We start from the raw sequence: 21954 nt of genomic DNA on the forward strand, positions 1-21954 counted from the left end.
TGCCTCAGTCGTCAGCAAATCCCTCTGCCCAAACGCATCAAGGAATGGGCAGGGGGATGATGTCAAAGCCCCGCCATCTCGCCGACCACGCGGGTCAAAAGGGCCAGATCTTCGTCGCGGGAGAGGCGATGGTCGCCATCCTTGATCAGGGTCAGCTTGACATCATCCTGCGCCAAGCGCCCGACCAGATCGACCGCCACAGTCCATGGCACCGCATCATCCTTCACCCCTTGGAGAATATGCACCGGGCAGCCGGTTTCGATCAGCGCGTCGCCAAACAGATGCTGCTTGCCATCTTCAATCAGGTCGGCGGTGATTTCGTAAGGGTCACCATACTCACTTGGGCGGTGGAAAATACCGGTCTCGGCCATTTGCTGTTTGGCCTCATCATCAAAAAGGTCCCACATCAAATCCTTGGTCATGTCGATCGCAGGCGCAATCAGCACCAACCCCTTGATGCGGCTCTTGCCCACGCCAGCGGCGGCCAGATGCGCCCGAACCAGCAACAAGGCCAACCAGCCGCCCATCGACGAGCCGACCACCACCTGCGGGCCGTTGGTTTGGCTTTCGAAGATCGCAAGACTTTCCTCCAGCCATTTCGAAATGGTGCCATCAATGAAAGCCCCACCCGACACCCCATGGCCGGAATAATCATAACGCGTGCAGCCAAGGCCCTGATGCGCTGCCCAGCCATCCAAGGTCATCACCTTCGAGCCTGCCATGTCGGATTTATAACCGCCCATCCAGAAAATCCCGGCCGCGTCTGTCTGGTTGGCGGGACGGGTCGCCGGGCGATGGTGAAAGGCGATATCACGTTGCTTTTCGCCCTTGCCAACAAGGAGGATTTGCTTTTCGGTGGCTGTCATGGCTATGTCTCCGGGCATGCAAGTGCTGCGGCGCACCAAGCGCGACGCAAAATCCAGTCCCAGCCTACATAACGCGGCGGTTCCCATGAAAAAAGCCCCTACCATCCTGCAAGTTGTTCCATGGCTCGATTCCGGTGGCGTGGAGCGCGGAACGGTGGATATCACCCAAGCCATAACGGAGGCAGGCGGCAAGGCTTTGGTGGCCGCCGAGCCGGGGCGTCTGGTGCCGCAGTTGGAAGAAGCGGGTGGAGAATTGCTGCCCTTTGAGGGGCGCAGCAAACATCCATGGACCATGCTGGTCTCCAACGTTCAGGTGCTTGAAAATATGATTCGGGAGCGAAAGGTCGATCTGGTCCATGCCCGCTCCCGCGCGCCTGCTTGGAGCGCCCTGTTGGCCGCCCGCCGGGCTGGTGTGCCCTTCGTGACCACCTATCACGGGGCCTACAGCCAGAAGGGACAATTCAAGGCCTTTTACAATTCGGTGATGGCCAGAGGCGATGTGGTGATCGCCAATTCCGATTATACCGCCGCTCTTGTGGCGTCACGCAATCCAACCGCCAAGGACCGCACCGTCAGCATCTATCGCGGCATCGACATGGCGGCTTTTGACCCTGCTGCGGTCTCAACCGATCGCACGGATGCCCTTGCCAAGGCGTGGGACTTGAGCGGAGATCCGCTGATCATCCTGCCCTCTCGCCTGACCCGCTGGAAAGGCCAGAGCTTCATCCTGCCGGTGATGGGGGCGTTGAAAAAGGCTGGCCTTGGCTTCAAGCTGGTGCTGATTGGTGATGATCAGGGCCGCGAAGCCTATGTCGCCGAGCTTGACCAGCTGATTGCCGAGCATGATTTGACCGATTGTGTGCGCCGCGTTGGCTATTGGTCAGACATGCCTGCGGCCTACAAACGGGCAGATCTGGCCATCGTGCCCAGTCAGGATGCCGAAACCTTTGGCCGTTCGGCGGCGGAAAGTCTGGCCATGGGGACGCCGGTTCTGGTGGGAGATCTGGGCGCCCAGCCAGAGGTGATCGCCTGCCCGGACGGGGTCGATCCGGCCCGCTGGATCGCCCGCTCCATCACCCACAACAATCCCGAAGGCTGGCAGGCCGCAATTGCCCTGCAGCTTACCCAGCAAAAAGGAATGGGCGCGGCGGCCATCGCAGACCTGGCTTCCATCGCACGCGCCCAAATGGAGCGTCGCTTCTCTCTCAAATCGATGGGAGAACAGACGCTCGCTGTCTATGATCAGTTGCTGGGAACCGCGCTCGCATCAGCCAAACTCTAGCGAGGCACGGTGCTGGACCCACCATTTTTGCGGAATGTCCCCGGGCCGATATGAAATTCCCGCTTGAAGGAGCGGGAGAAGGAAGGCACGCAGTCATAGCCGCACTGAAAGGCTATCTCACCCATGGAAAGCTGGCTTGATACCAGCAACAGGCGCGCCTTGCTCAGCCGCCATCGACGCAAATAGTCCATTGGGCTTGTCCCAACCTGCTCGGCAAATTTCCGAGCGAAGGCCGAACGGGACTGTCCCGCAATGTCAGCAAGGCCCTCCACACTCCATTTCTGGTCGGGAGTGTCATGCATCGCGGACAAAACACGCGAAATAGACCGATCTGAAAGCGCCAGCAAAAAACCTTCACTCGTGTCATTTGCCAGTTCGATCCGTTGCCTGATGGCTTGTATGAAAATCACCTCGATCAAACGCGTGACAATGGCTGCCATACCTTGACCCGGATGTCTGGCTTCCAACGAAATCAGGTGAAGCGCCGATTGCAACCATGGATCGGCCGACAATGTCTTGTCAGAAAGATGCATATGGGACGGCAAAAGCGACAGGATCGGATGTTCAATCTGCTCATCAAATTGCAGGAAACCACACAGGAGTTGAGCCCGTTGAACTCCGGAGCCAAGGCTAAGCTGACCGTCTTTCAAGGCCCCACCAGCAATGGCATCCATCAAGGGATGAGAAGCCAGATCCGGTTCGGTGCTGATCTCTTGCGCCTGCCCTTCGGGTACAAGCACAATGTCGCCTTTCTGCATCAATAGAGGCTCGGCGTCGTTCAGACACAGCCAGCACTGACCGCTGAGCACAATATGAAAGCGAATATGCCGATAGGATTGGGGAATTTCCACGCAAATTGGCCCCGCCAATCGCGCACGGAAATAAACCTCGCCGGAGACACGCAGGATCTTGAAAATATCGGAAATAAGATCGCCGTCCACCATGGGGGCCTCAGTTTGGAGGATCGATCAAAAATCGAGGTGTTCTGATCATTAACAAGGGACGTCCGATGAGGCAAGCAGAAGACGGTCATTCCTTGTTTCTTATGTCTTTCGGATTGGAGATTTCCCATGTCACTGGATTGGATTCTGGCGCTCGCCGGCTTTGCGTTCGTTATGTCGATTTCGCCGGGACCGGCAAACTTTCTGCTGCTGACTTCGGGGGCAAATTTCGGGGTGCTCCGCTCGTTGCCATTGCTGTTTGGCGTATCGCTAGGCTTTTTGTCGATGGTCTTTGCAGTGGGACTTGGTGTGGGCGAATTGATCAAGCAATATCCTGTAATCGATAGCCTTTTGCGTCTGCTCTGCGGAGGGTATGTCTTGTGGCTGGCCTACAAGATCTGGAACGCCAAATCCTTGGGCGCAAATGGGGAGGACACATTGGATCGCCCGCTTTCCTTTTTCCAGGCCTCGATGTTGCAACTGGTTAACCCCAAAGCCTGGACCGTGGCACTCTTGGTCACCGTTACCTATTTGAGTGCAGACAGGCAGGTTTCTAATCTGCTTGCGCTTGTGGCCATTTTCGCCCTTGTCAACATACCCTCGATTTCCGTTTGGGCCATATCGGGAGCAGCGCTGCGCCGAAACCTTTCCACAGGCGATCGGCTCCTATGGTTCAACCGGGCGATGGCACTGTTGCTGATTGCCAGTATCGCACCGATGCTGGTTCGCTTTTAAGCAGTCGACAACGACGCGGGGCAATCGCCCCGACACATTGAATAAACCTGTTTGGGTGGATCTATGCGCTCAAGCTTCTTTGCCGGGGCGCAAATAAATAAACCAGTAGACCAGCCCGACACAGAAGCCACCGCCAATGATGTTGCCGATGGTGACCGGAATGAGGTTGTTGATCACAAAGTGGCCCCAAGTGAGATCCGCAAAGTCTGCTGCGGACCGGCCCGTTGTCGCCCAGAAGTCCGCATCTGCCGCAGCTGCGGTCAGGATTCCCATCGGGATCTGAAACATGTTTGCCACGCAGTGCTCGAAGCCTGCGGCCACAAACATCGCCACCGGCAGGGTGACGGCGAGCAGCTTGTCGGTCAACGAGCGGGCGGAAAAGGTCATCCAGACCCCCAGACAGACCATCACGTTGCACATGATACCCAGCGCCACCGCCTGAAAGAAGCCATGATGCAGTTTGTGCTGGGCAATCGACATGTAGCTGACACCAAGCGCCCCGTTGCCTTGCTCATAATGCCGGGCAATCTGCATGATGACCACCAGCAGAATGGCACCAATGAAGTTTCCGACATAAACCAGAGCCCAGTTACGCGCCAACTGGCCCCACGATATCTTGCCGCTCGCCTTGGCCACCACCGTCAGCACCGTCGAGGTGAAGAGCTCGCCCCCATTGACCACCACCAGCATCAGCCCGAGGCTGAAAGCCAGCCCGCCCATGAATTTGTTGGCACCCCATCCGACACCGCTATTGCCTGTGGTCACCACCGTATAGAAGATAAAGGCAATGCCGATAAAGGCCCCGGCCATGATGGCCAGCATGAAGGTCTGTTTGGGATGGCGGGTCGCCTTGGTAACGCCGACATCTTCCGCCTTCTGGGCCATGGCTGCGGGAAGGAGTGCGTCAAACTGCTCTTGTGGCATGAAAAAGCCCTTGATTGGTCCGTCTGACTTGTTGACGCATCGGGGGATATGGTCACCAAGCGGGGGAGGTACGGATGCTATACAGCATTTGCAACGATTGAACTCTTGTTGGCTCGCTCATAGCAGATCCCTTGCTGCTGATCTTGATCTTGGTCATCTTTTGCCATGCTTTTCATGCATGACTGCCGCCCCTTGGTGATAGGCGGTGAAGCCTGAAATGCGTATTTCCGCCGAGAATTGACCGATAGATTGTGCAAAGCGTTGTCGTTTCTATCAATTAAGCGCCCTTTGAGCGGTCTGATGACTTGAAAGGACGGGCAAGCTGCGGCATATGTAGGGGAACGCATTTATTGCAACTTTACAGGAGACTACGACCATTCGCCGTCCATATCGAGCGCAACCAACCCGTGAGACGGGACCGCGCATCAACAATCAAATCCGTGTAGACGAAGTCCAGCTGATCGATGATGAAGGCACCAACCACGGGTCCGTGCCTGCACGTCAGGCCATGGACATGGCCGCCGAAGCCGGGCTGGATCTGGTGGAAATTTCACCCAATGCCAAACCGCCTGTCTGCAAGATCATGGACTATGGTCGATACAAGTATCAGGCCCAAAAGAAAGCGGCAGAAGCGCGCAAGAAGCAGAAGGTTGTCGACGTCAAGGAAGTCAAGATGCGCCCGAACATCGACACCCATGACTATGAGGTCAAGATGCGCAGCGCCAACCGCTTCCTCGATGCTGGTGACAAGGTGAAGTTCACCCTGCGGTTTCGCGGTCGCGAAATGGCCCACCAGAATCTTGGCATGGAGCTGCTCAGGAAGGTCAAAGGTGAGCTTGTCGAGCGCACCAAGGTTGAACTGGAGCCAAAACTCGAAGGTCGCCAGATGATCATGATCCTCGCTCCGAAATAAGCGCGAGCGATATAGTCAGAAGTTAAGAAGCCCGGTTCAACAGAGCCGGGCTTTTTTGTATGCAGATTGCCCCCCTGAGAAGCCTGTAGCAGCTGCATGCCCAAGCCAACGCGGCTGCGTCCCTGCCAATTATAAAGAGCAACAGCAAAATAGCTGCCTGGATCCGTCTGAATAGGACTTTGTCCTTTAGCGGCCGCGCGTGTGCCCGTCCAAAGGGGACCGGTTGGTCTGGTTTGATCAAAATCGCGGCAGTTGCACTCTATTTGAGCGCTCGGTTGACGGTAAATCATTGAAATTGCATACACAAAATTAACGCTCTGCTATCAAATTTCAGGAAATGGTTATGGGAAGCTAAAACTGATGAGACGTATTCTGGCAATTTCAACCCTCGCATTTGGTTTGTCCATCGTGACTGCCGAGGCCTCGGCGCTGAATGTCAGGGATGTCGAATCCGGACTGAACATGACATGGATAATGGCAGCCAGTGCGTTGATCATGTTCATGCAAGTCGGCTTCCTGCTTCTGGAGGCCGGCATGGTCCGCTCCAAGAACAGCATCAATGTCGCCCAGAAGAACCTGCTCGACTTCACCTTCTCGGTCGCGGCCTTCGCCATTGCCGGCTTCACCATCGCATTCGGCTCCAGCCACTATGGCTTGATTGGATTTGACTGGAAGTATCTGGGCCTCCAGAAGATCACAACCTATGAAGCGGGTTTCTTTGTCTTTCAGGTGATGTTTTGTGGCACGGCGGCCACCATTGTTTCCGGTGCCGTTGCCGAGCGTATGCGGCTGTCTGCCTATGTGATCGGGTCCATTTTCCTGTCCGTCCTCATCTATCCGGTTTTTGTCCATTGGGTCTGGGGCAATGCCTTGCAGGACAATCCCGGCGCCTTTCTGGCCAATCTGGGCTTTATCGATTTTGCGGGATCGACCGTTGTTCATGCCACAGGGGCCTGGGTGGCGCTGGCGGCCTGTCTGGTGCTCGGGGCACGAGAGGGGCGGTTTGACAAACAAGGCAGGCCGATCCGGCTGGCGGGCCACAGCCCGGTACTGACGGCCGCAGGGGGGCTGCTTCTCTTTATCGGCTGGCTTGGTTTCAATGGTGGATCCACCTTGAAGGCGGGCGAGGGTGTGGCCTTCATCATTCTCAACACGATTTTGGCGGGCGGCTTTGGGGCCGTGGCAGGGCACATCCTCGGTTATTTAAAGGATGGCTGCTATCTGCCCGAAAAATCCGTCAACGGCATGCTGGGTGGTTTGGTCGCGGTCACCGCTGGCTGCGCGGTTCTGACCCCTGCAGGGGCCATCATCATTGGGGCCGTCGGCGGCGCCGTCGCCATCTATGCCAATGACTTTCTTGAGCAGAACTACAAGATTGACGATGCCGTCGGGGCCATTGGCACCCATGGCTTTGCTGGCGTGGTGGGCACGGTCGGGCTGGCCTTTCTTGCTCCGGCTGATCAATTGTCGGGCAGCCGCTTGCATCAGATCTATGTGCAGACCGGCGGGGTGTTGCTCAATTTCTGCTTCTGCTTCTTCCTTGGTTATGCATTCTTCTGGACTTTGAACCGGGTTGTCGGCTTGCGCGTCAATCAAAAGCAGGAGCTGATCGGGCTCAATGTGGCAGAACATGCCACCCGCATCGGTGTCGGCCATGTCGAGGAGGCCATGGAAAATCTGGTCTCCGGTCAGCGCGGTTTCAGCCAGCGCCTCCCGACGGTGCCCGGCGATGAGGCCGAGAAGCTGACTGATCTGTTCAACCAGCTGATGATCAATATGGAACATGAGCATCGCAAACTCAGCGAGCTTGATGCCCTGAAGGCGCAATCAGAGGAAGCCGAGCGGATCACGGCGCTCTCCAACGCGACCTTTGAAGGCATCGCCATGCTCAAGAATGGCATCATCATCGATGGCAACCAGCGTCTGGTTGAGCTGTTGGGATACAGTCTGGACGAAATGGTCGGCAAATCCGTCATGCGGTTTCGCGTCAAGGACAAACGAAGAGACGCCTCCGACGCCATGCATAGAGGCAATCGCGGCTTCTACGAGGTCAATCTGGCAGCCAAGTCCGGCGAGCATATCCCGGTTGCGGTCAAGGGCCGGGTCATCAATTTCAGGGGCGACAATGTTCGAATCGTCTGTCTGGTCGATCTGCGCGAGCGCAAGGCGGCCGAGCGGAACATGCGGATTCTGGCCCAAAGCGATGCGTTGACCGGGCTAGCCAACCGCTCTTTGTTCAATGACAAGCTGGACAACGCCGTCAAATCAGCAATCAACGGCAGGAGCACCGCGCTCATTCTGGTGGATCTGGATCGCTTCAAGAATGTCAATGATGTGCATGGCCATCAGGCGGGCGATCTGGTCCTCAAAGAGGCAGCCAGCCGGTTGCAATCCATCGTCGGGCCCGATGGTACGGTTGCCCGGTTGGGCGGCGATGAATTTGCAATCATTCAGCCCAACATCAGTTTTGCCAATCAGGCAGAAGATACCGGTCATCGCATTGTTGCAGAAATGGCCAAACCCATTTCGCTGGGCGACAGCAGATCCGCAATGATCGGTGCCAGTGTCGGGGTAGCCCTTTGTCCCGAACATGCCCGCGACAAGGAAGATGTCTTCGGCAATGCGGACATTGCGCTCTACCATTCGAAGAATTCCGGGCGGAGCATGGCCACCATGTATCGTCAGGGTCTCAATGAGTTGATGGAGAAGCGCAGGCTGCTGCAAGCGGATCTGGAAACCGCACTTGAAGCGGGCGAGTTCGAGGTCTATTACCAGCCACGGGCAGAGGCTGACAATCTGGAAATCAACTCCTATGAAGCCTTGCTGCGCTGGAACCATCCGGTGCGCGGCCTTGTCAGTCCGGCTGAGTTCATTCCCGTTGCCGAAGCCTGTGGCAAGATCATCGATATCGACAGCTGGGTCTTCCATCAGGCCTGTCTCGCCTCCAAGGGGCCGTTTGCGGGCAAGCATATCAGCGTCAATATCAGCCCATTGCAATTCCAGCAGAAGGACTTTGTCGCCAAGATTGAGGCCATTCTGGCCCAGACAGGGGCCGAACCATCCCAACTGGAACTGGAACTGACCGAAAGCATGCTGATTGAGGATGATGCCCGTGGTCTGTCCATCATGAAACTGCTCAAGTCCATCGGGCTGTCTCTGGCGCTTGATGATTTCGGCACTGGTTACTCGTCCCTGTCCTATTTGTCGAAATATCCCTTTGACACGATCAAGATCGATCGCAGCTTTGTTGCCGCACTGGGACAGGAAGACAATGCGGTCGCCATCATGAAGGCCATCATCAGTCTTGGGGCTGGTCTGGGCATGAAAGTCGTCGCCGAAGGGGTGGAGACCAAGGAAGAGATCCTGTTCCTTCGAAACCAGAAATGCGACCAGTTTCAGGGCTATCTGATCGGAAAACCGGTGCCGATCGAACAGGCCATCACCTCTGCTCCGGCCGATCTGACCCATTTCATGACGGAGCAGGCCGACTTGCAGGAAACCGATGCGCATGTCGCAGCCTTGCGAGCCCTTGCCAGAGCCAAGGCCGCAGCAGAGGATCGTGTTCTGGATCAGGCGGACCGGCCTCCATTGTCGGATCTTGCCCAGCGCACGGCCTGACAACAAACAAGCGATCCGTCCCCGGACGCTCCGTTGGATCAGGGCGGCAGCGCCCTTTCCCCATCCCACGATCGACCCATTGCAAAAGGCTTTCTTGCGCTCCAGACTTATGGCAGAACGCGTGAGTGGGCTTTGTCATTTCTATTGGTTGAGGAGCGTGTATGACCCGAGGATACTGGATCGCTTTGTTGATTTTTCTGGCTATTTCCGTTGGTGGCGGCCTGCTGATCGGGGCGACCAATATTCCCGGCCCATGGTATGCAGGGCTGGAAAAGCCAGCCTTCACTCCGCCCAACTGGCTCTTCGCGCCAGCCTGGACCCTGCTTTACATTCTCATTGCGGTTGCCGGCACGCATGTGCTCGATTTGCCCGGTCCGCGCGGCCCGATGATGCTCTGGATTCTGCAAATGGGCCTGAATTTCGCGTGGAGCCCGATTGTCTTCACGCTCAATCAATTGCTGCTGGGGCTTTTGGTGATCCTCGCCCTTCTCGCAACCATCGCCGCCTTCATCCGCGCCACATGGCACCGGCAGCGTCTCGCCGCATGGCTGTTTGCCCCTTATGCCCTATGGGTCACCTTCGCCGCTTATCTCAATGCAGGATTGGTGGCGTTGAATTGAGGGGGCTGATCGAGTTCTGTCGCCCCGCAGCGCCACGGCCAAAATCCACATCCGCGCCCATGAAAATGTCTTTGTCGATCATCTGGGCTTTGATTTAGGCAAAGAAGGCTGGCAAATCATCTCCAAAATCTGGCACCTCGAACAGGTCATTGCCTGATCGGGTGAGGCAGGGGTTAGAAGAACAACTGGCTGGCCTTAGGTGTGAAATGGGGAGGGATGCTTTGAGTTCTTTTTTGGCCTTCAAAATGAAGAATTTATTGCCAATGCAACAAAGGGTGGCAAGAAAAGCCGGCCCTCAGCCCACACTCCGCGATCAAAGTTCGTCAATAGATGTTAGAAGCCGTGTGCCATAAGCTTTGTCCAGACATGCCTGACGGGCGAGATTGACAAACGTCTTTTCGCCGATGACGACATCGGCAAGCGACAACACTGTAGTGAAGGCCGACATGTCTCGTAGGTCATTTTCTTCGATGGGCCTCGCCAGATCCTCGAGTCGGATAGCCAGTTCCCTCTCTGTAGCTAGGATCGGTACGTCACCTAGTATACTTCGGACCAATGAAGATCCAATATCGGTAAAGCCATTCCAATCCAACCCAAGACTTCGGCCAGTTGCAAGGACGAAATCTAGCTCATCGATAATCAGCCGCGCGCCATAAGCACGTTTGCGCAGCGCCAACGGTTCGGAAGCTACAATAGCCCGTCGTGCTTCGATTCCCATGACAAGATCGGCCGAGCTAGCGCTAAAGCGCCTAACACCTTCGAGCCTAACATCCTCATCGTTGGAGGTAAGATAGTCGAACAGCACCCTTGCAGGGTAGGAATGCATATGGTCAAGCGCTGCGTCCGATAGCGAGAAGCCGAATGTCTCTGGCGAATAGTCAGCGAGCGCTTCGAACCATAGGTCAGACAGGAACCAGTGCTCTTCCGGCGGTGCATGCACGATCGAAAATTTGTCGGCCAAATATAAAGCGAGTGTCTCACCCAAGATTCGACGCCTGCCACGAAAGACCTGCCCCTGGCTGATTGTAACCTGGGTTCGCGCCATGTTGGCTCGACGGGCCGGGTCGTTTATCTTCGAGGTTTCGTAGATATTGGCGAAGCTTAATGGGACGACAAAGCGGTTCTGCTGAAGCGCCTCGACTACCTTCACCAGTCGTTTATGGTCCTTCGGATAGCTAGCCTTGTCCCAAGCGCCTCGCGCCAGCGACACCCACGCATTCTGGTCGAGATATAGAGTTTCAGCCATGGTTAGAGTGTAGCGCAATTGGATTCGATGCTCAATTCATGTCAGCTTTTGCGTGTCCAATCTTTATATCGCGCTTCTTGAGCTAATGTCCGCTCTTCGCCCGATTACCAGTTGCTGCATTCTTTCTAAGAAAAGCATTGCTCGGCACCGAATGTTCAAAACGTCCGAACAGCCCCCCTCCCGTCACCCCCCCTGTCAGAATCTTCCCCCTTTGCCCTTGATTCTCTGCACCCACATCGCTATAACCCGCCAGTCTCGACTCATCCGGCTATCGTAAGGGCTGCCGTGGTGGGTCTCGAATGCTCAATCCGAGACGGTGCTGCAGACCCCATTTTTTCGGAGATGCCAATCCGCCTTCGAGCAGTTTCAAAAAAACAACGATCCGAGCACGCGTTCCGATTGATTGTCTTCAATCGATCAAGGGAATTCGGGCCAAGATACAGTTTCAGGAGAGCAAAATGCCCAAGCTGAAGACCAAGTCCGGCGCCAAGAAGCGTTTCAAAGTGACCGGTACCGGCAAGATCGTATCAGCACAGGCTGGCAAACAGCATGGTATGATCAAGCGCACCACCAAGTTCATCCGCAAAGCCCGTGGCACGACCACTCTGTGCGATCAGGATGCAAAAATTGTCAAGCAGTTCCTGCCTTACAAATAAGCGCAGACCTTGAGAACAGCATTCCGATTATAAGGAGATCAAAACATGTCACGTGTAAAACGCGGTGTAACCGCTCATGCCCGCCACAAAAAAGTTCTGAAGGCTGCCAAAGGTTATTATGGCCGCCGCAAGAGCACCATTCGCGTCGCCAAACAGGCGGTTGAAAAAGCCGGTCAGTACGCTTATCGCGACCGTAAGGCCAAGAAGCGCAACTTCCGTTCGCTCTGGATCCAGCGCATCAACGCCGCTGTTCGCGAACAGGGCCTGACCTATGGTCGATTTATCGACGGCCTCAACAAGGCTGGCATCGAAATTGACCGCAAGGTTCTGTCCGATATGGCCATTCATCAGCCAGAAGCTTTCGCTTCTCTGGTTGAAAAGGCCAAATCTACTGCTGCTGCCTAAATCTCTTCCCGCAAAGGCGCTTAGCGCTTTTTTGGGTCTGGGATTGCTGTTGAGGCTCTAACTGTTGCGAAGCGGGTTTGTCCGTCTCGCAGGATGGTCTCATATCGGCGCACACACAGATTTCACGATTTGAAAACCCGCGTCGAGCAATCGAAGCGGGTTTTTTCTTGGTTCTATCAGATTTGCCTTATCTTTTTGCCACAAAGCCACTGGCAAGCCGCATGCAATCTGCTAAAACCGCAGCAATCGCACCCCGTGTCGGGTCTTCGCCCGGCCAAACCTGTCCCAACGGAATAGTTATGTCGGAACTTGAAACACTTGAGCAGGAAATCGCCGTCGCCATTGATGCGGCCGGTGACGAAACTGCACTGGAAGATGTCCGCGTCTCCGCCCTTGGCAAGAAGGGCAAGATTTCGGAGCTGATGAAAACGCTCGGCAAGATGAGCCCGGAAGAACGCAAGGAAATGGGCCCGGCCCTCAATGGGCTGAAAAGCCGCGTCGGTGATTTGCTGGCAGCGCGCAAAGAGATTCTGAAGGAAGAAGCCCTCAATGCCCGCCTGAAGAGCGAGACCGTCGATGTGTCCCTGCCCACCCGTCAGGGCGCGACCTTTGATGGCCGCGTGCATCCGATCGCTCAGGTGACGGACGAATTGACCGCAATCTTCGCCGACATGGGATTTGCGGTCGCAGAAGGCCCTGACATCGAGACCGATTTCTACAACTTCACCGCGCTCAACTTCCCGCCCGACCATCCGGCGCGTCTGGAACATGACACCTTCTTCCTGCCTGAGAAAGAAGATGGCAGCCAGATGGTGTTGCGGACCCACACCTCGCCGGTTCAGATCCGCACCATGGTCAATCAGGAACCACCGATCCGCGTCATCTGTCCGGGCCGCACCTATCGCTGCGACAGTGACCAGACCCACACCCCGATGTTCCATCAGGTTGAAGGCCTCGTCATTGAAGAAGGCGCCCATATGGGGCACCTCAAATGGGTGTTGGAAGAATTCTGCAAGGCCTTCTTCGAGGTGGACAAAGTCAAAATGCGGTTCCGCGCCTCGCACTTCCCCTTCACCGAGCCATCCATGGAAGTCGATATTGGCTGCCAGCGCGTCGGCAATGAGCTGCGCATTGGCGAAGGCGACGATTGGCTGGAGATTTTGGGCTGCGGCATGGTCCATCCCAATGTGCTGCGCAACTGCAACCTTGATCCGGACAAATATACCGGCTTTGCCTGGGGCATGGGCATCGACCGCATCGCCATGCTAAAATATGGCATGCCGGACCTGCGCGCCTTCTTCAATGGCGACAAGCGCTGGCTCGACCATTATGGCTTCCGCCCCCTTGATATTCCCGGACTGGTAGGAGGGCTCTCCTCATGAAATTCACCCTCTCGTGGCTGAAGGATTATCTCGACACCGATGCGTCGCTCGAAGAAATCCTCGAAAAACTCACCGTCATCGGCCTTGAAGTCGAGGAAGTCATCGACACGGCTGCGGCTTTGAAGGCCTTCACGGTCGCCCATGTCGAGGAAGCGGTTCAGCATCCCGACGCCGACCGCCTGCGGGTCTGCAAGGTCAATACCGGCAAGGAAGTGCTGCAGATCGTCTGTGGCGCTCCCAATGCCCGCGCTGGCATCAAGGTCGTTTTGGCTCAGAATGGCTCTGTCATTCCGTCCAACGGTATGGTTTTGAAACCAACCAAGATCCGCGGTGTGGAATCGAACGGCATGATGTGCTCCGAGCGCGAAATGGGCCTGTCCGATGAGCATAACGGCATTATGGAACTGCCAGAAGATGCCCCGATCGGTGAGCCTTTTGCGCCGTTGCTGGGCCTTGATGATCCGGTCATCGACATTGCCATCACGCCAAACCGAGGCGATGCGCTGGGTGTCTATGGCGTTGCCCGTGATCTGGCCGGCGCTGGCGTCGGTGTGCTCAAAGAAAAGCATCCCAAAGCGGTGGATGGCTCTTTCGACAGCCCGATCAACGTGTTGCTGAAGGAAGAGGGCGACAATCCGATCTGCCCGATCTTCACCGGTGTCTATGTCAAAGGCGTCAAAAATGGCCCAAGCCCCGATTGGCTGCAGCAGCGTCTGCGGGCCATCGGTCTTCGTCCGATCAACGCGCTGGTCGACATCACCAATTATATCACCTACGACCGCGGCCGCCCGCTTCATGTCTATGATGCGGACAAGCTGACCGGTGACATCCATGTGCGCCTTGGCAAGCCGGGGGAGAGCATGAAGGCGCTTGACGGCAAGGACTATGAAATCACCGAGGGTGAGGACATTTGTGTCATTGCCGACGACAAGGGCCTTGTTGGTTTCGGTGGGATCATGGGGGGCGAGGAAACCGGCTCCCAACCCGAAACCACCAATGTTTTCATCGAATGTGCCTGGTTCGATCCGATCCTGACGGCTCGCGCGGGACGTCGCTTGGGAATCCAGTCCGATGCCCGCTATCGCTTCGAGCGCACCTGTGATCCGGAATTCGTCATTCCCGGTCAGAATGCGGCCGTTCAGATGGTGCTTGACCTGTGTGGTGGCGAACCATCCAATATGGTCGTTGCCGGTCAGGCCCCGGTCAGCGAGAAGATCATCGACTTCCCAATGTCGGAAGTGAAGCGTCTGGTTGGTCTCGATGTGCCGGAAGTGGAAATCAAGACCGTGCTGACCCGTCTCGGCTTCTGGGTGTCAGGCCATGGCCATGACGTCAAAATCGCCGTGCCGAGCTTCCGCCCGGACATTCACGGCAAGGCGGATATCGTGGAAGAAGTCGCGCGCATTGTTGGCGTCGACCGGGTGCCAAACACCCCGTTGCCGCGCCTGCATGCGGTGACCCAGCCACCGCTGACCGAGCGTCAGAAGCGCATCCGCGCCGCCCGTCGCCAACTGGCGGCCCGTGGCATGGTCGAAGCGGTCACATGGTCCTTCACCGAGAAGCATTTGGCCGACCTGTTCGGCGGCGGCAAACCGGAATTGGCCCTGACCAACCCGATTTCTGCCGACCTGTCCGACATGCGCCCGAGCCTGTTGCCGGGTCTGCTGCAAGCAGCCCAGCGCAATGTCGACCGCGGTTTCAATGATCTGGCTCTGTTCGAAGTGGGACAGATCTTCCTTGGCGATCAGCCCGAAGAGCAATTCACCCACGCCTCTGGCATCCGTCGCGGTGCTACCCAGCTGGTCGGCAATGGCCGCCACTGGCGCGAGCCTGCCAAGGCGGTTGATGTGTTTGACATCCGCGCCGATGCCTTGAGTGTACTCGATGCCATGGGCCTTGATAGCACCAAGCTGCAAATCGTCGCTGGTGGTCCTGACTGGTATCATCCGGGTCGCTCCGGCAAAATCCAGTTGGGCCCGAAAAATGTCATCGGCACCTTCGGTGAATTGCATCCGAAAGTCCTTGATGATCTGAAGGTTGACGGTCCTGTCTATGCCTTCGAAATCACCATCGAAGCGGTACCTGCGCCGAAGAAAAAGCCGTCCAAGTCCCGTCCTGCTCTGACCCTGTCAGACCTGCAGCCGGTGCGCCGCGACTTTGCCTTCCTTGTCGACAAGGACGTCACCGCAACCACCATCCTGCGGGCCGCCAATGGCGCGGATAAAAAGCTGATCACCGGCGTCAATCTGTTCGACCTTTACGAAGGCGACCGTTTGGAGCCGGGCAAAAAATCGGTTGCGTTCGAAGTGACCTTGCAGCCAAAGGACAAGACCCTGACCGACGAAGACATCGAGGCCATCTCGAAGAAAATCGTTGATGCGGTCGCCAAGTCAACCGGCGGCGAATTGCGCGGTTGATCTTGATCCGATATGGATTGAAAAGGCGGAGCCATCGGCTCCGCCTTTTTTGTTCAGATCTCTCATGTACGGTTGAGATGGTTGCCAGAATCGCCGACCCTGCCCACGCAACGACAGGAGAGTCCAGCACGGAGATCCAAAGATGGAAAGCCCGCATCTGATCAAGGCCAACGCTCAAGACAATCAACTCGACGAGCAGGAGCGCCGCTTTCTGCTGGCGCAATTCGTCTCAGAAGACGATGACCTGATGGAGATCCTTACAGGCTTGCGCGCGCTCGATTTGCCCGACTGGCGGCTGGTCTCTGGCGCGATCTATCAAACGGTTTGGAACCGCCTCACAGGCCAGCCACAGGGCCACGGCATCAAGGATTATGACGTCGCCTATTTTGACGCGTCTGATCGCTCTTATGAGGCGGAAGATGCGATGATCAAGCGGGTGGAGGCGGCAATGCCTCAATGGCAAGGGCGCATAGAGCTGCGCAATCAGGCCCGCGTCCATCTCTGGTATCCCGAGCGCTTTGGCGGTTCTTATCCGGAGCTCAAAGACACCGATGAGAGTTTGGAAAATTATATGTGTACCACCCATGCAGTGGCGGTCCGGCTCGAAGACGACGACAGCCTGTCGATTGCCGCGCCCTTTGGGCTGGAAGACATTTTCGCCCTGACCATTCGCCCTTGTCGCAAGCTACCGACCAACCGCACCCATTATGCCGAAAAAGCCAAACGTATGGCACGCCACTGGCCGCACTTGCGGATCCTTGACTGGGAAACAGAAGAGCCGGTCCGGCCAGATCAGTTGTGACAGACCTGCTCTGACAGAAGCGGGCTTGAAATGGGGCTGGGCGTCCGATCAGGGTCTAGCCATTGACCAGTTCATCCAGCGCCACGCCACGATATTGCTTGGTCTGATCCAACACAACATGGCTGGCAATCTGCATTTTGCCGCCAATCTTGACCAAGAGATCCTCGGTGACCGAGTGATAGCGCTGGATGTCGGTGCAGACAAACCGCACCAGATAATCGAACGAGCCGCTCAGTTTGAGGCACTCCGCCACGTCTGGAAGATCGGCAATCGATTCCTCAAAGGTGGAGAAGATGGAATGATCATGGTCACGGATGGTGATGGTCGCCATCACGGTGACATGGCGGCAAAGCTGCTCCAGATTGATCAGGCCAAGATAGCCACTGATCAGGCCAATATCCTCCAACCGCTTGACCCGCTGCAGGCAGGGGCTCGGCGACAATCCGACTTTCTCCGAGAGCGCTTTGTTGGTGATGCGGGCATCTTTTTGCAGCTCATCAAGAATACGCAGGTCAATCCGATCGAGTTTTGAGCTTTTGCGCGGCAAGGCTGGGATCCTTCGGTTCGAGGCATTTAAACGAAACAATATGTTGCGTTTCATAGGGTTTTTACAGGATGCTGCGTATTATGCAAGTCAATTCAGGTGCCTAAAAGGGCGCATGAAATTGGGTTCTCCACCAGTTTCTGCATTCGGCGCCTCTTTGGCTTTGCGCGGGCTGGCACGTCTTCGGGATGGATTGAGGATAGTGATGTCGCACCGGTCTTGTCCCTATTGCACCACTGGCATCCTCGTGCCAACCTACGGTCTATCCAATAAGAAAGTTCAATAATAGCCAGAGGAAGAATAACAATGTCGAAGAATGGTTCGATCAATCGCCGCTCGGTCCTGACGGGGTTGGCGGCAGGCGGGGCAGCCAGTTTGGCAAGCCCGGCGATTGTCAAGGCGAATGAGACCATCACATGGAAAATGCCGATGTCTTGGCCAAAGCAGGTGCCGGGCGTTGGTGTCAACGGTGTCCGTTTTGCCGAGCGCGTCAACAAGATGTCGGCCGGGGAGCTGGAGATCAAGGTCTTTGGCGCGGGCGAACTGGTGCCGCCGCTCGAAGTGTTTGATGCGGTCTCCAATGGCGCTGCCGAATGTGGCCACGCCACCCCCTACTACTGGCAGGGCAAGGATCAGTCGTTCCATTTCTTCACCGGTGTGCCATTTGGCCTGACACAGATCGAGCATATTGCTTGGTTGCAATATGGGGGCGGGCAAGCTCTGTGGGAGCGCGCCTATGAACCATTTGGCGTCACACCGCTTTATGCTGGCTCTTCAGGCACCCAGGCTGGTGGCTGGTTTGCCAAGGAAATCAAAACCCTTGATGACTTGAAGGGCCTGAAGATGCGCATTGCAGGCCTTGGTGGCGAAGTGCTGCGTCGCCTGGGCGCGTCTGTCGTGATGCTGCCGCCAACCGACATTTTTTCCGCGTTGCAGGCAGGCACCATTGATGCCGCCGAGTGGGTTGGCCCGTGGAACGATCTGGCCTTCGGTCTCTATAAGGTGGTTGGCAACTATTACATGCCGGCCTTCCATGAATTGGGGCCATCGCTCGAAGTGATCGTCAACACCGAGAAATTCAACGCCCTGCCAGACCATCTGCAGGCCATCGTCCGTGAAGCAGCCTTGGCGACCTCGATGGACACCATGGCGGACTTTGCCTATCACAACATGATGACCTTGGGACCATTGCTGGCCAAGGAAGGCGTCAAACTGCGCAGCCTGCCCGATGACATCACCATGGCTCTGGCCAAAGAGTCGGCCATCGTTACCAAGGAAATTGCAGATACCTCGCCACTGGCAGGCGAGATCTACAAGAGCTTTGTCGATTTCCGCAAGATTGCGTCCGATTATGTGATGATTTCCGAATGGGAAGCCACCAGAACCCGGAAATTGGCGCTCGATCTCTGAGACGGCCAGCGGTTTGCAAAGTCAGAAAACCCGGTCTTTTAAGGCCGGGTTTTTTCGTCTTTGCCCGCTTCTGTCCTGCTTTCCCCCTCAGCGGGCCAGTTCAATGCACGAATATGCGCGTAAATCGGCTCAATCGCGCAATTCCTGCTGGAACATTCTCTCTGTTCATGAGATAGCCAAGAAAAAGCATATCGGCCGGAAAAAAGCCTCTTCTCACTTGAGAGAGCTAAGGGTATAAGCGCGCCATGACAAAACAGACATTTGATAAAATCCGCAACTTCTCGATCATTGCCCATATTGATCACGGGAAGTCGACGCTCGCCGACCGGCTCATTCAGTTGACCGGTGGCTTGAGCGATCGCGAGATGTCCGAGCAGGTCCTCGACAGCATGGACATCGAAAAAGAACGCGGCATCACCATCAAGGCACAGACCGTGTCCCTGACCTATCCGGCGGATGATGGGGAAACCTATACGCTCAACCTGATGGATACGCCGGGTCACGTCGACTTTGCCTATGAAGTCAGCCGGTCGCTGGCCGCCTGCGAAGGGTCGATCCTTGTGGTCGATGCCTCACAAGGGGTGGAAGCCCAGACGCTGGCCAACGTCTATCAGGCAATCGAGAATGATCACGAGATTGTCCCGATCCTCAACAAGATCGATCTGCCAGCGGCTGAGCCCGACCGTGTCCGCGCCCAGATCGAGGATGTAATCGGCATTGACGCGTCTGACGCGATTGAAGCCAGCGCCAAGTCCGGCATCGGCATCAAGGAAACACTCGAAGCCATCGTCCAGCGCCTGCCTGCCCCGGAAGGGGATTTGGATGCGCCGCTCAAAGCCATGCTGGTTGACAGCTACTATGACGTCTATCTCGGCGTTGTGGTGATTGTCCGCATCGTCGATGGTGTTCTGAGGAAGGGCGACAAGATCCGGATGGTCGGCACCGGTGCCGCCTATGACGTCGACCGCATCGGCGTCTTCCGTCCAAAAATGACCGAGGTTCAGGAGTTGGCGCCCGGTGAGGTCGGTTTCCTGATCGCCTCGATCAAAGAAGTGGCCGATACCCGTGTGGGGGATACCATCACCCATGTTCGCAAACCGTGCGAAACGCCCCTGCCGGGCTTTCGTCCGGCCCAGCCGGTGGTGTTTTGCGGCCTTTTCCCGGTCGATGCCAACGACTTTGAAGATTTGCGCGCTGCCATGGGCAAGCTGCGTTTGAATGATGCCAGCTTCTCCTTCGAGATGGAAACCTCTGCCGCATTGGGCTTCGGCTTCCGCTGTGGCTTCCTCGGTCTGCTGCATCTGGAAATCATTCAGGAGCGCCTCAGCCGCGAATTCAATCTCGATCTCATCGCCACCGCTCCAAGTGTGGTCTATGAGATGGAACTGACTGACGGCTCCGACATCAGCCTGCACAATCCGGCCGACATGCCCGACGTGGTCAAGATCCGCGAAATCCGCGAGCCTTGGATCAAGGCATCGATCATGACGCCGGATGAATATCTCGGCCCGATCCTGACCCTGTGTCAGGAGCGACGCGGTATCCAGACCGATCTTTCCTATGTCGGCAGTCGCGCCATGGTGCAATATGACTTGCCGCTCAATGAAGTGGTGTTCGACTTCTATGATCGCCTGAAATCGATCTCCAAGGGTTATGCCAGCTTTGACTATCAGCTGGCCGACTATCGCGCAGGTGACTTGGTGAAAATGTCGATCCTTGTCAATGAAGAACCCGTGGACGCCCTGTCCGTGCTGGTCCACCGTTCGCAGGCCGACATTCGCGGCCGTTCCATGTGCGAAAAGCTCAAGGAGCTGATCCCGCGTCACATGTTCAAGATCCCGATTCAGGCCGCTCTTGGGGGCCGGGTGATCGCGCGTGAGACCATTTCGGCGATGCGTAAGGACGTGACCGCAAAATGTTATGGTGGTGACGCCACCCGCAAGCGCAAACTGTTGGACAAACAGAAGGCGGGTAAGAAGAAAATGCGCCAGTTCGGCAAGGTGGAGATCCCGCAGGAAGCCTTCATCGCCGCACTGAAGATGGACAATTGATGCATTCTGACGATAGTCGGCCCTGAAGACGGACGGCGCCAGAAAGACCACAGAAAAGCAGGGCTCTCAGGCCCTGCTTTTCTGTCTGATATTGCAGGTGGCTTTGTAATCATCCTCGATCACCGATTTATGCGGTCTGTCCACCGAAACCCGGTTTCGCCCCTCATTCTTCGAGCGGTAGAGCGCAATGTCGGCGCGTTTGAGCAGTTCGTCCACACTGTCGCCGTCCTGATAGCTGGCAACGCCAAAGCTTGATGTGATCTCGATCCGGTGGCCATTGATCAGGATCGGTGTATTCTCGATGGTCTCGCGCATCCGTTCGGCGCTGCGCGCTGCGCCCAGCGTCGACTGGTCGCTGAGAATCATCGCGAACTCTTCCCCGCCCAGACGCCCGATCAGATCGCCCTCAGCCTGTGCAATCTTGGCGACCGTACGGATCACCTGATCACCGGCATCATGGCCAAAGCTGTCATTGACCCGCTTGAAATGGTCGATATCGAACATGATGGCATGGATCGATGGGCTTTTTTCCGGGTCGGAGAGTTCCAGATCCGCATGCTCGAAAAAGGCGCGACGATTGAGCAGCTCTGTCAGGGAATCATGGTTTGCCAATTGCACCAGCTGCTGCTGCAGCACAATCATCCGCTCTGCTACTCGCAGGCGCGCCAGAAGGATTTCTTCCTGTAGTGGCCTTTGCAGATAATCATCTGCACCACTGTCAAGTGCTTCGACCAACATGTCGTCATTGTCTTCGCCAGAAATGGCGATCACATACATGCCCTTGCGTTGCTCGGCAAGAATGCGCGCATTCCAGCATATCTCCAGACCGGACATGCCTTCGTCATTGAGCGAAACGATAATGATGTTGATGTCGGGTGTCTGCTCGATGAAAGACCACGCATCCTGCCCCTTGGAGAAGGCATACACCGTCTCCTGTCGCTTTTCGAGCATTGAGCGTATGGCGCTACGCTCAGCGCCTTTGGCTTCCACTAGAACGATCTTCATTTTGCCCCCGGGTCTTTTTTACACAAGGCAAACTGCCCTTGCCCCCAAGTGAATGCATGTCAAACAGCATTCATGGCGCCGGCCTTGTGTTGTAACTGATGGGCATCCTAGGTCATGAGCCTTAACGTACTAATACG

Annotated in this window: 18 protein-coding genes; 12 read left to right on the forward strand and 6 right to left on the reverse strand. The window is 56.3% G+C overall.

The features are described 5' to 3' along the window. Positions 1 to 62: 62 nt before the first annotated feature. Positions 63 to 866 (reverse strand): alpha/beta hydrolase, encoded by an 804-nt coding sequence (locus FDK21_RS09575; RefSeq protein WP_138148316.1) that lies wholly within the window; start codon positions 864 to 866, stop codon positions 63 to 65. On the opposite strand from FDK21_RS09575, the gene FDK21_RS09580 reads away from it, so the two are divergent. After that, positions 865 to 2148 (forward strand): glycosyltransferase family 4 protein, encoded by a 1284-nt coding sequence (locus FDK21_RS09580; protein ID WP_246657537.1) that lies wholly within the window; start codon positions 865 to 867, stop codon positions 2146 to 2148. The two genes, FDK21_RS09575 and FDK21_RS09580, sit on opposite strands and share 2 nt — an antisense overlap. Here the strand turns inward: FDK21_RS09580 and FDK21_RS09585 are convergent. Then, a complete protein-coding gene (locus FDK21_RS09585) occupies positions 2145 to 3092 on the reverse strand; it encodes an AraC family transcriptional regulator (protein ID WP_138148317.1) in 948 nt (315 codons plus the stop codon). The genes FDK21_RS09580 and FDK21_RS09585 overlap by 4 nt on opposite strands. A 126-nt stretch (positions 3093 to 3218) precedes the next feature. Between FDK21_RS09585 and FDK21_RS09590 the strand changes: the two genes are divergently transcribed. After that, positions 3219 to 3824 carry a LysE family translocator gene (locus FDK21_RS09590; protein WP_138148318.1) on the forward strand — a complete coding sequence of 202 codons (606 nt, stop codon included), beginning with the start codon at positions 3219 to 3221 and terminating at the stop codon, positions 3822 to 3824. A gap of 69 nt (positions 3825 to 3893) precedes the next feature. Here FDK21_RS09590 and focA read toward each other — a convergent pair whose 3' ends face one another. Beyond that, positions 3894 to 4748: a formate transporter FocA gene (gene focA / locus FDK21_RS09595; RefSeq protein WP_138148319.1), complete on the reverse strand. Its 855-nt coding sequence runs from the start codon at positions 4746 to 4748 to the stop codon at positions 3894 to 3896. 376 nt (positions 4749 to 5124) lie between these two features. Between focA and infC the strand changes: the two genes are divergently transcribed. From infC to FDK21_RS09610, 3 genes are all read left to right on the forward strand, one after another. After that, the gene (gene infC, locus FDK21_RS09600; protein WP_114008061.1) at positions 5125 to 5661 is read left to right on the forward strand and encodes a translation initiation factor IF-3; all 537 of its coding nucleotides are present in this window, start codon (positions 5125 to 5127) and stop codon (positions 5659 to 5661) included. Between the two features lie 360 nt (positions 5662 to 6021). After that, the gene (gene amt / locus FDK21_RS09605; protein ID WP_138148320.1) at positions 6022 to 9279 is read left to right on the forward strand and encodes an ammonium transporter; all 3258 of its coding nucleotides are present in this window, start codon (positions 6022 to 6024) and stop codon (positions 9277 to 9279) included. A 161-nt stretch (positions 9280 to 9440) separates the two neighbouring features. Then, positions 9441 to 9899, forward strand: a complete 459-nt coding sequence (locus FDK21_RS09610; protein WP_138148321.1) for a TspO/MBR family protein — start codon at positions 9441 to 9443, stop codon at positions 9897 to 9899. 313 nt (positions 9900 to 10212) lie between these two features. On the opposite strand, the gene FDK21_RS09620 is transcribed toward FDK21_RS09610, so the two are convergent. Next, the gene (locus tag FDK21_RS09620) at positions 10213 to 11145 is read right to left on the reverse strand and encodes a hypothetical protein (protein ID WP_138148322.1); all 933 of its coding nucleotides are present in this window, start codon (positions 11143 to 11145) and stop codon (positions 10213 to 10215) included. Positions 11146 to 11603: 458 nt separating this feature from the next. Between FDK21_RS09620 and rpmI the strand changes: the two genes are divergently transcribed. From rpmI to FDK21_RS09645, 5 genes are all read left to right on the forward strand, one after another. Then, positions 11604 to 11801: a 50S ribosomal protein L35 gene (gene rpmI / locus FDK21_RS09625; RefSeq protein WP_138148323.1), complete on the forward strand. Its 198-nt coding sequence runs from the start codon at positions 11604 to 11606 to the stop codon at positions 11799 to 11801. A gap of 45 nt (positions 11802 to 11846) precedes the next feature. Continuing rightward, entirely contained in the window at positions 11847 to 12206 is a 360-nt protein-coding gene (gene rplT, locus FDK21_RS09630; protein WP_114008056.1) for a 50S ribosomal protein L20, read from the forward strand. A 299-nt stretch (positions 12207 to 12505) separates the two neighbouring features. Continuing rightward, positions 12506 to 13588, forward strand: a complete 1083-nt coding sequence (pheS, locus tag FDK21_RS09635) for a phenylalanine--tRNA ligase subunit alpha (RefSeq protein ID WP_138148324.1) — start codon at positions 12506 to 12508, stop codon at positions 13586 to 13588. Continuing rightward, the gene (gene pheT, locus FDK21_RS09640; RefSeq protein ID WP_138148325.1) at positions 13585 to 16005 is read left to right on the forward strand and encodes a phenylalanine--tRNA ligase subunit beta; all 2421 of its coding nucleotides are present in this window, start codon (positions 13585 to 13587) and stop codon (positions 16003 to 16005) included. The genes pheS and pheT overlap by 4 nt, the downstream gene beginning before the upstream one ends. Before the next feature lie 142 nt (positions 16006 to 16147). After that, positions 16148 to 16807: a nucleotidyltransferase family protein gene (locus FDK21_RS09645; RefSeq protein WP_138148326.1), complete on the forward strand. Its 660-nt coding sequence runs from the start codon at positions 16148 to 16150 to the stop codon at positions 16805 to 16807. A 55-nt stretch (positions 16808 to 16862) separates the two neighbouring features. Here FDK21_RS09645 and FDK21_RS09650 read toward each other — a convergent pair whose 3' ends face one another. Beyond that, positions 16863 to 17354 (reverse strand): winged helix-turn-helix transcriptional regulator, encoded by a 492-nt coding sequence (locus FDK21_RS09650; protein WP_198662796.1) that lies wholly within the window; start codon positions 17352 to 17354, stop codon positions 16863 to 16865. Positions 17355 to 17657: 303 nt separating this feature from the next. Between FDK21_RS09650 and FDK21_RS09655 the strand changes: the two genes are divergently transcribed. After that, on the forward strand, positions 17658 to 18761 hold the full coding sequence (locus FDK21_RS09655) for a TRAP transporter substrate-binding protein (protein WP_114008052.1): 1104 nt from the start codon (positions 17658 to 17660) through the stop codon (positions 18759 to 18761). A gap of 245 nt (positions 18762 to 19006) precedes the next feature. After that, on the forward strand, positions 19007 to 20812 hold the full coding sequence (lepA, locus tag FDK21_RS09660) for a translation elongation factor 4 (RefSeq protein WP_114008051.1): 1806 nt from the start codon (positions 19007 to 19009) through the stop codon (positions 20810 to 20812). A 66-nt stretch (positions 20813 to 20878) separates the two neighbouring features. Here lepA and FDK21_RS09665 read toward each other — a convergent pair whose 3' ends face one another. Continuing rightward, complete coding sequence (locus tag FDK21_RS09665; RefSeq protein WP_138148327.1) at positions 20879 to 21817, reverse strand: diguanylate cyclase; 939 nt, start codon at positions 21815 to 21817, stop codon at positions 20879 to 20881. Positions 21818 to 21954 lie beyond the last annotated feature (137 nt).

This window comes from Cohaesibacter sp. CAU 1516 (assembly GCF_005771485.1).
Lineage (GTDB): Bacteria > Pseudomonadota > Alphaproteobacteria > Rhizobiales > Cohaesibacteraceae > Cohaesibacter > Cohaesibacter intestini.

Excerpts from the sequence above, each read along its gene's own strand:
- FDK21_RS09655 (WP_114008052.1), top strand. The coding sequence starts at position 17,658 with ATGTCGAAGAATGGTTCGATCAATCGCCGCTCGGTCCTGACGGGGTTG.
- FDK21_RS09580 (WP_246657537.1), top strand. The coding sequence starts at position 865 with ATGGCTATGTCTCCGGGCATGCAAGTGCTGCGGCGCACCAAGCGCGAC.
- focA (WP_138148319.1), bottom strand. The coding sequence starts at position 4,748 with ATGCCACAAGAGCAGTTTGACGCACTCCTTCCCGCAGCCATGGCCCAG.
- FDK21_RS09585 (WP_138148317.1), bottom strand. The coding sequence starts at position 3,092 with ATGGTGGACGGCGATCTTATTTCCGATATTTTCAAGATCCTGCGTGTC.
- FDK21_RS09645 (WP_138148326.1), top strand. The coding sequence starts at position 16,148 with ATGGAAAGCCCGCATCTGATCAAGGCCAACGCTCAAGACAATCAACTC.
- lepA (WP_114008051.1), top strand. The coding sequence starts at position 19,007 with ATGACAAAACAGACATTTGATAAAATCCGCAACTTCTCGATCATTGCC.
- FDK21_RS09575 (WP_138148316.1), bottom strand. The coding sequence starts at position 866 with ATGACAGCCACCGAAAAGCAAATCCTCCTTGTTGGCAAGGGCGAAAAG.
- pheS (WP_138148324.1), top strand. The coding sequence starts at position 12,506 with ATGTCGGAACTTGAAACACTTGAGCAGGAAATCGCCGTCGCCATTGAT.
- rpmI (WP_138148323.1), top strand. The coding sequence starts at position 11,604 with ATGCCCAAGCTGAAGACCAAGTCCGGCGCCAAGAAGCGTTTCAAAGTG.
- FDK21_RS09665 (WP_138148327.1), bottom strand. The coding sequence starts at position 21,817 with ATGAAGATCGTTCTAGTGGAAGCCAAAGGCGCTGAGCGTAGCGCCATA.
- FDK21_RS09620 (WP_138148322.1), bottom strand. The coding sequence starts at position 11,145 with ATGGCTGAAACTCTATATCTCGACCAGAATGCGTGGGTGTCGCTGGCG.
- amt (WP_138148320.1), top strand. The coding sequence starts at position 6,022 with ATGAGACGTATTCTGGCAATTTCAACCCTCGCATTTGGTTTGTCCATC.
- FDK21_RS09590 (WP_138148318.1), top strand. The coding sequence starts at position 3,219 with ATGTCACTGGATTGGATTCTGGCGCTCGCCGGCTTTGCGTTCGTTATG.
- pheT (WP_138148325.1), top strand. The coding sequence starts at position 13,585 with ATGAAATTCACCCTCTCGTGGCTGAAGGATTATCTCGACACCGATGCG.
- FDK21_RS09610 (WP_138148321.1), top strand. The coding sequence starts at position 9,441 with ATGACCCGAGGATACTGGATCGCTTTGTTGATTTTTCTGGCTATTTCC.
- rplT (WP_114008056.1), top strand. The coding sequence starts at position 11,847 with ATGTCACGTGTAAAACGCGGTGTAACCGCTCATGCCCGCCACAAAAAA.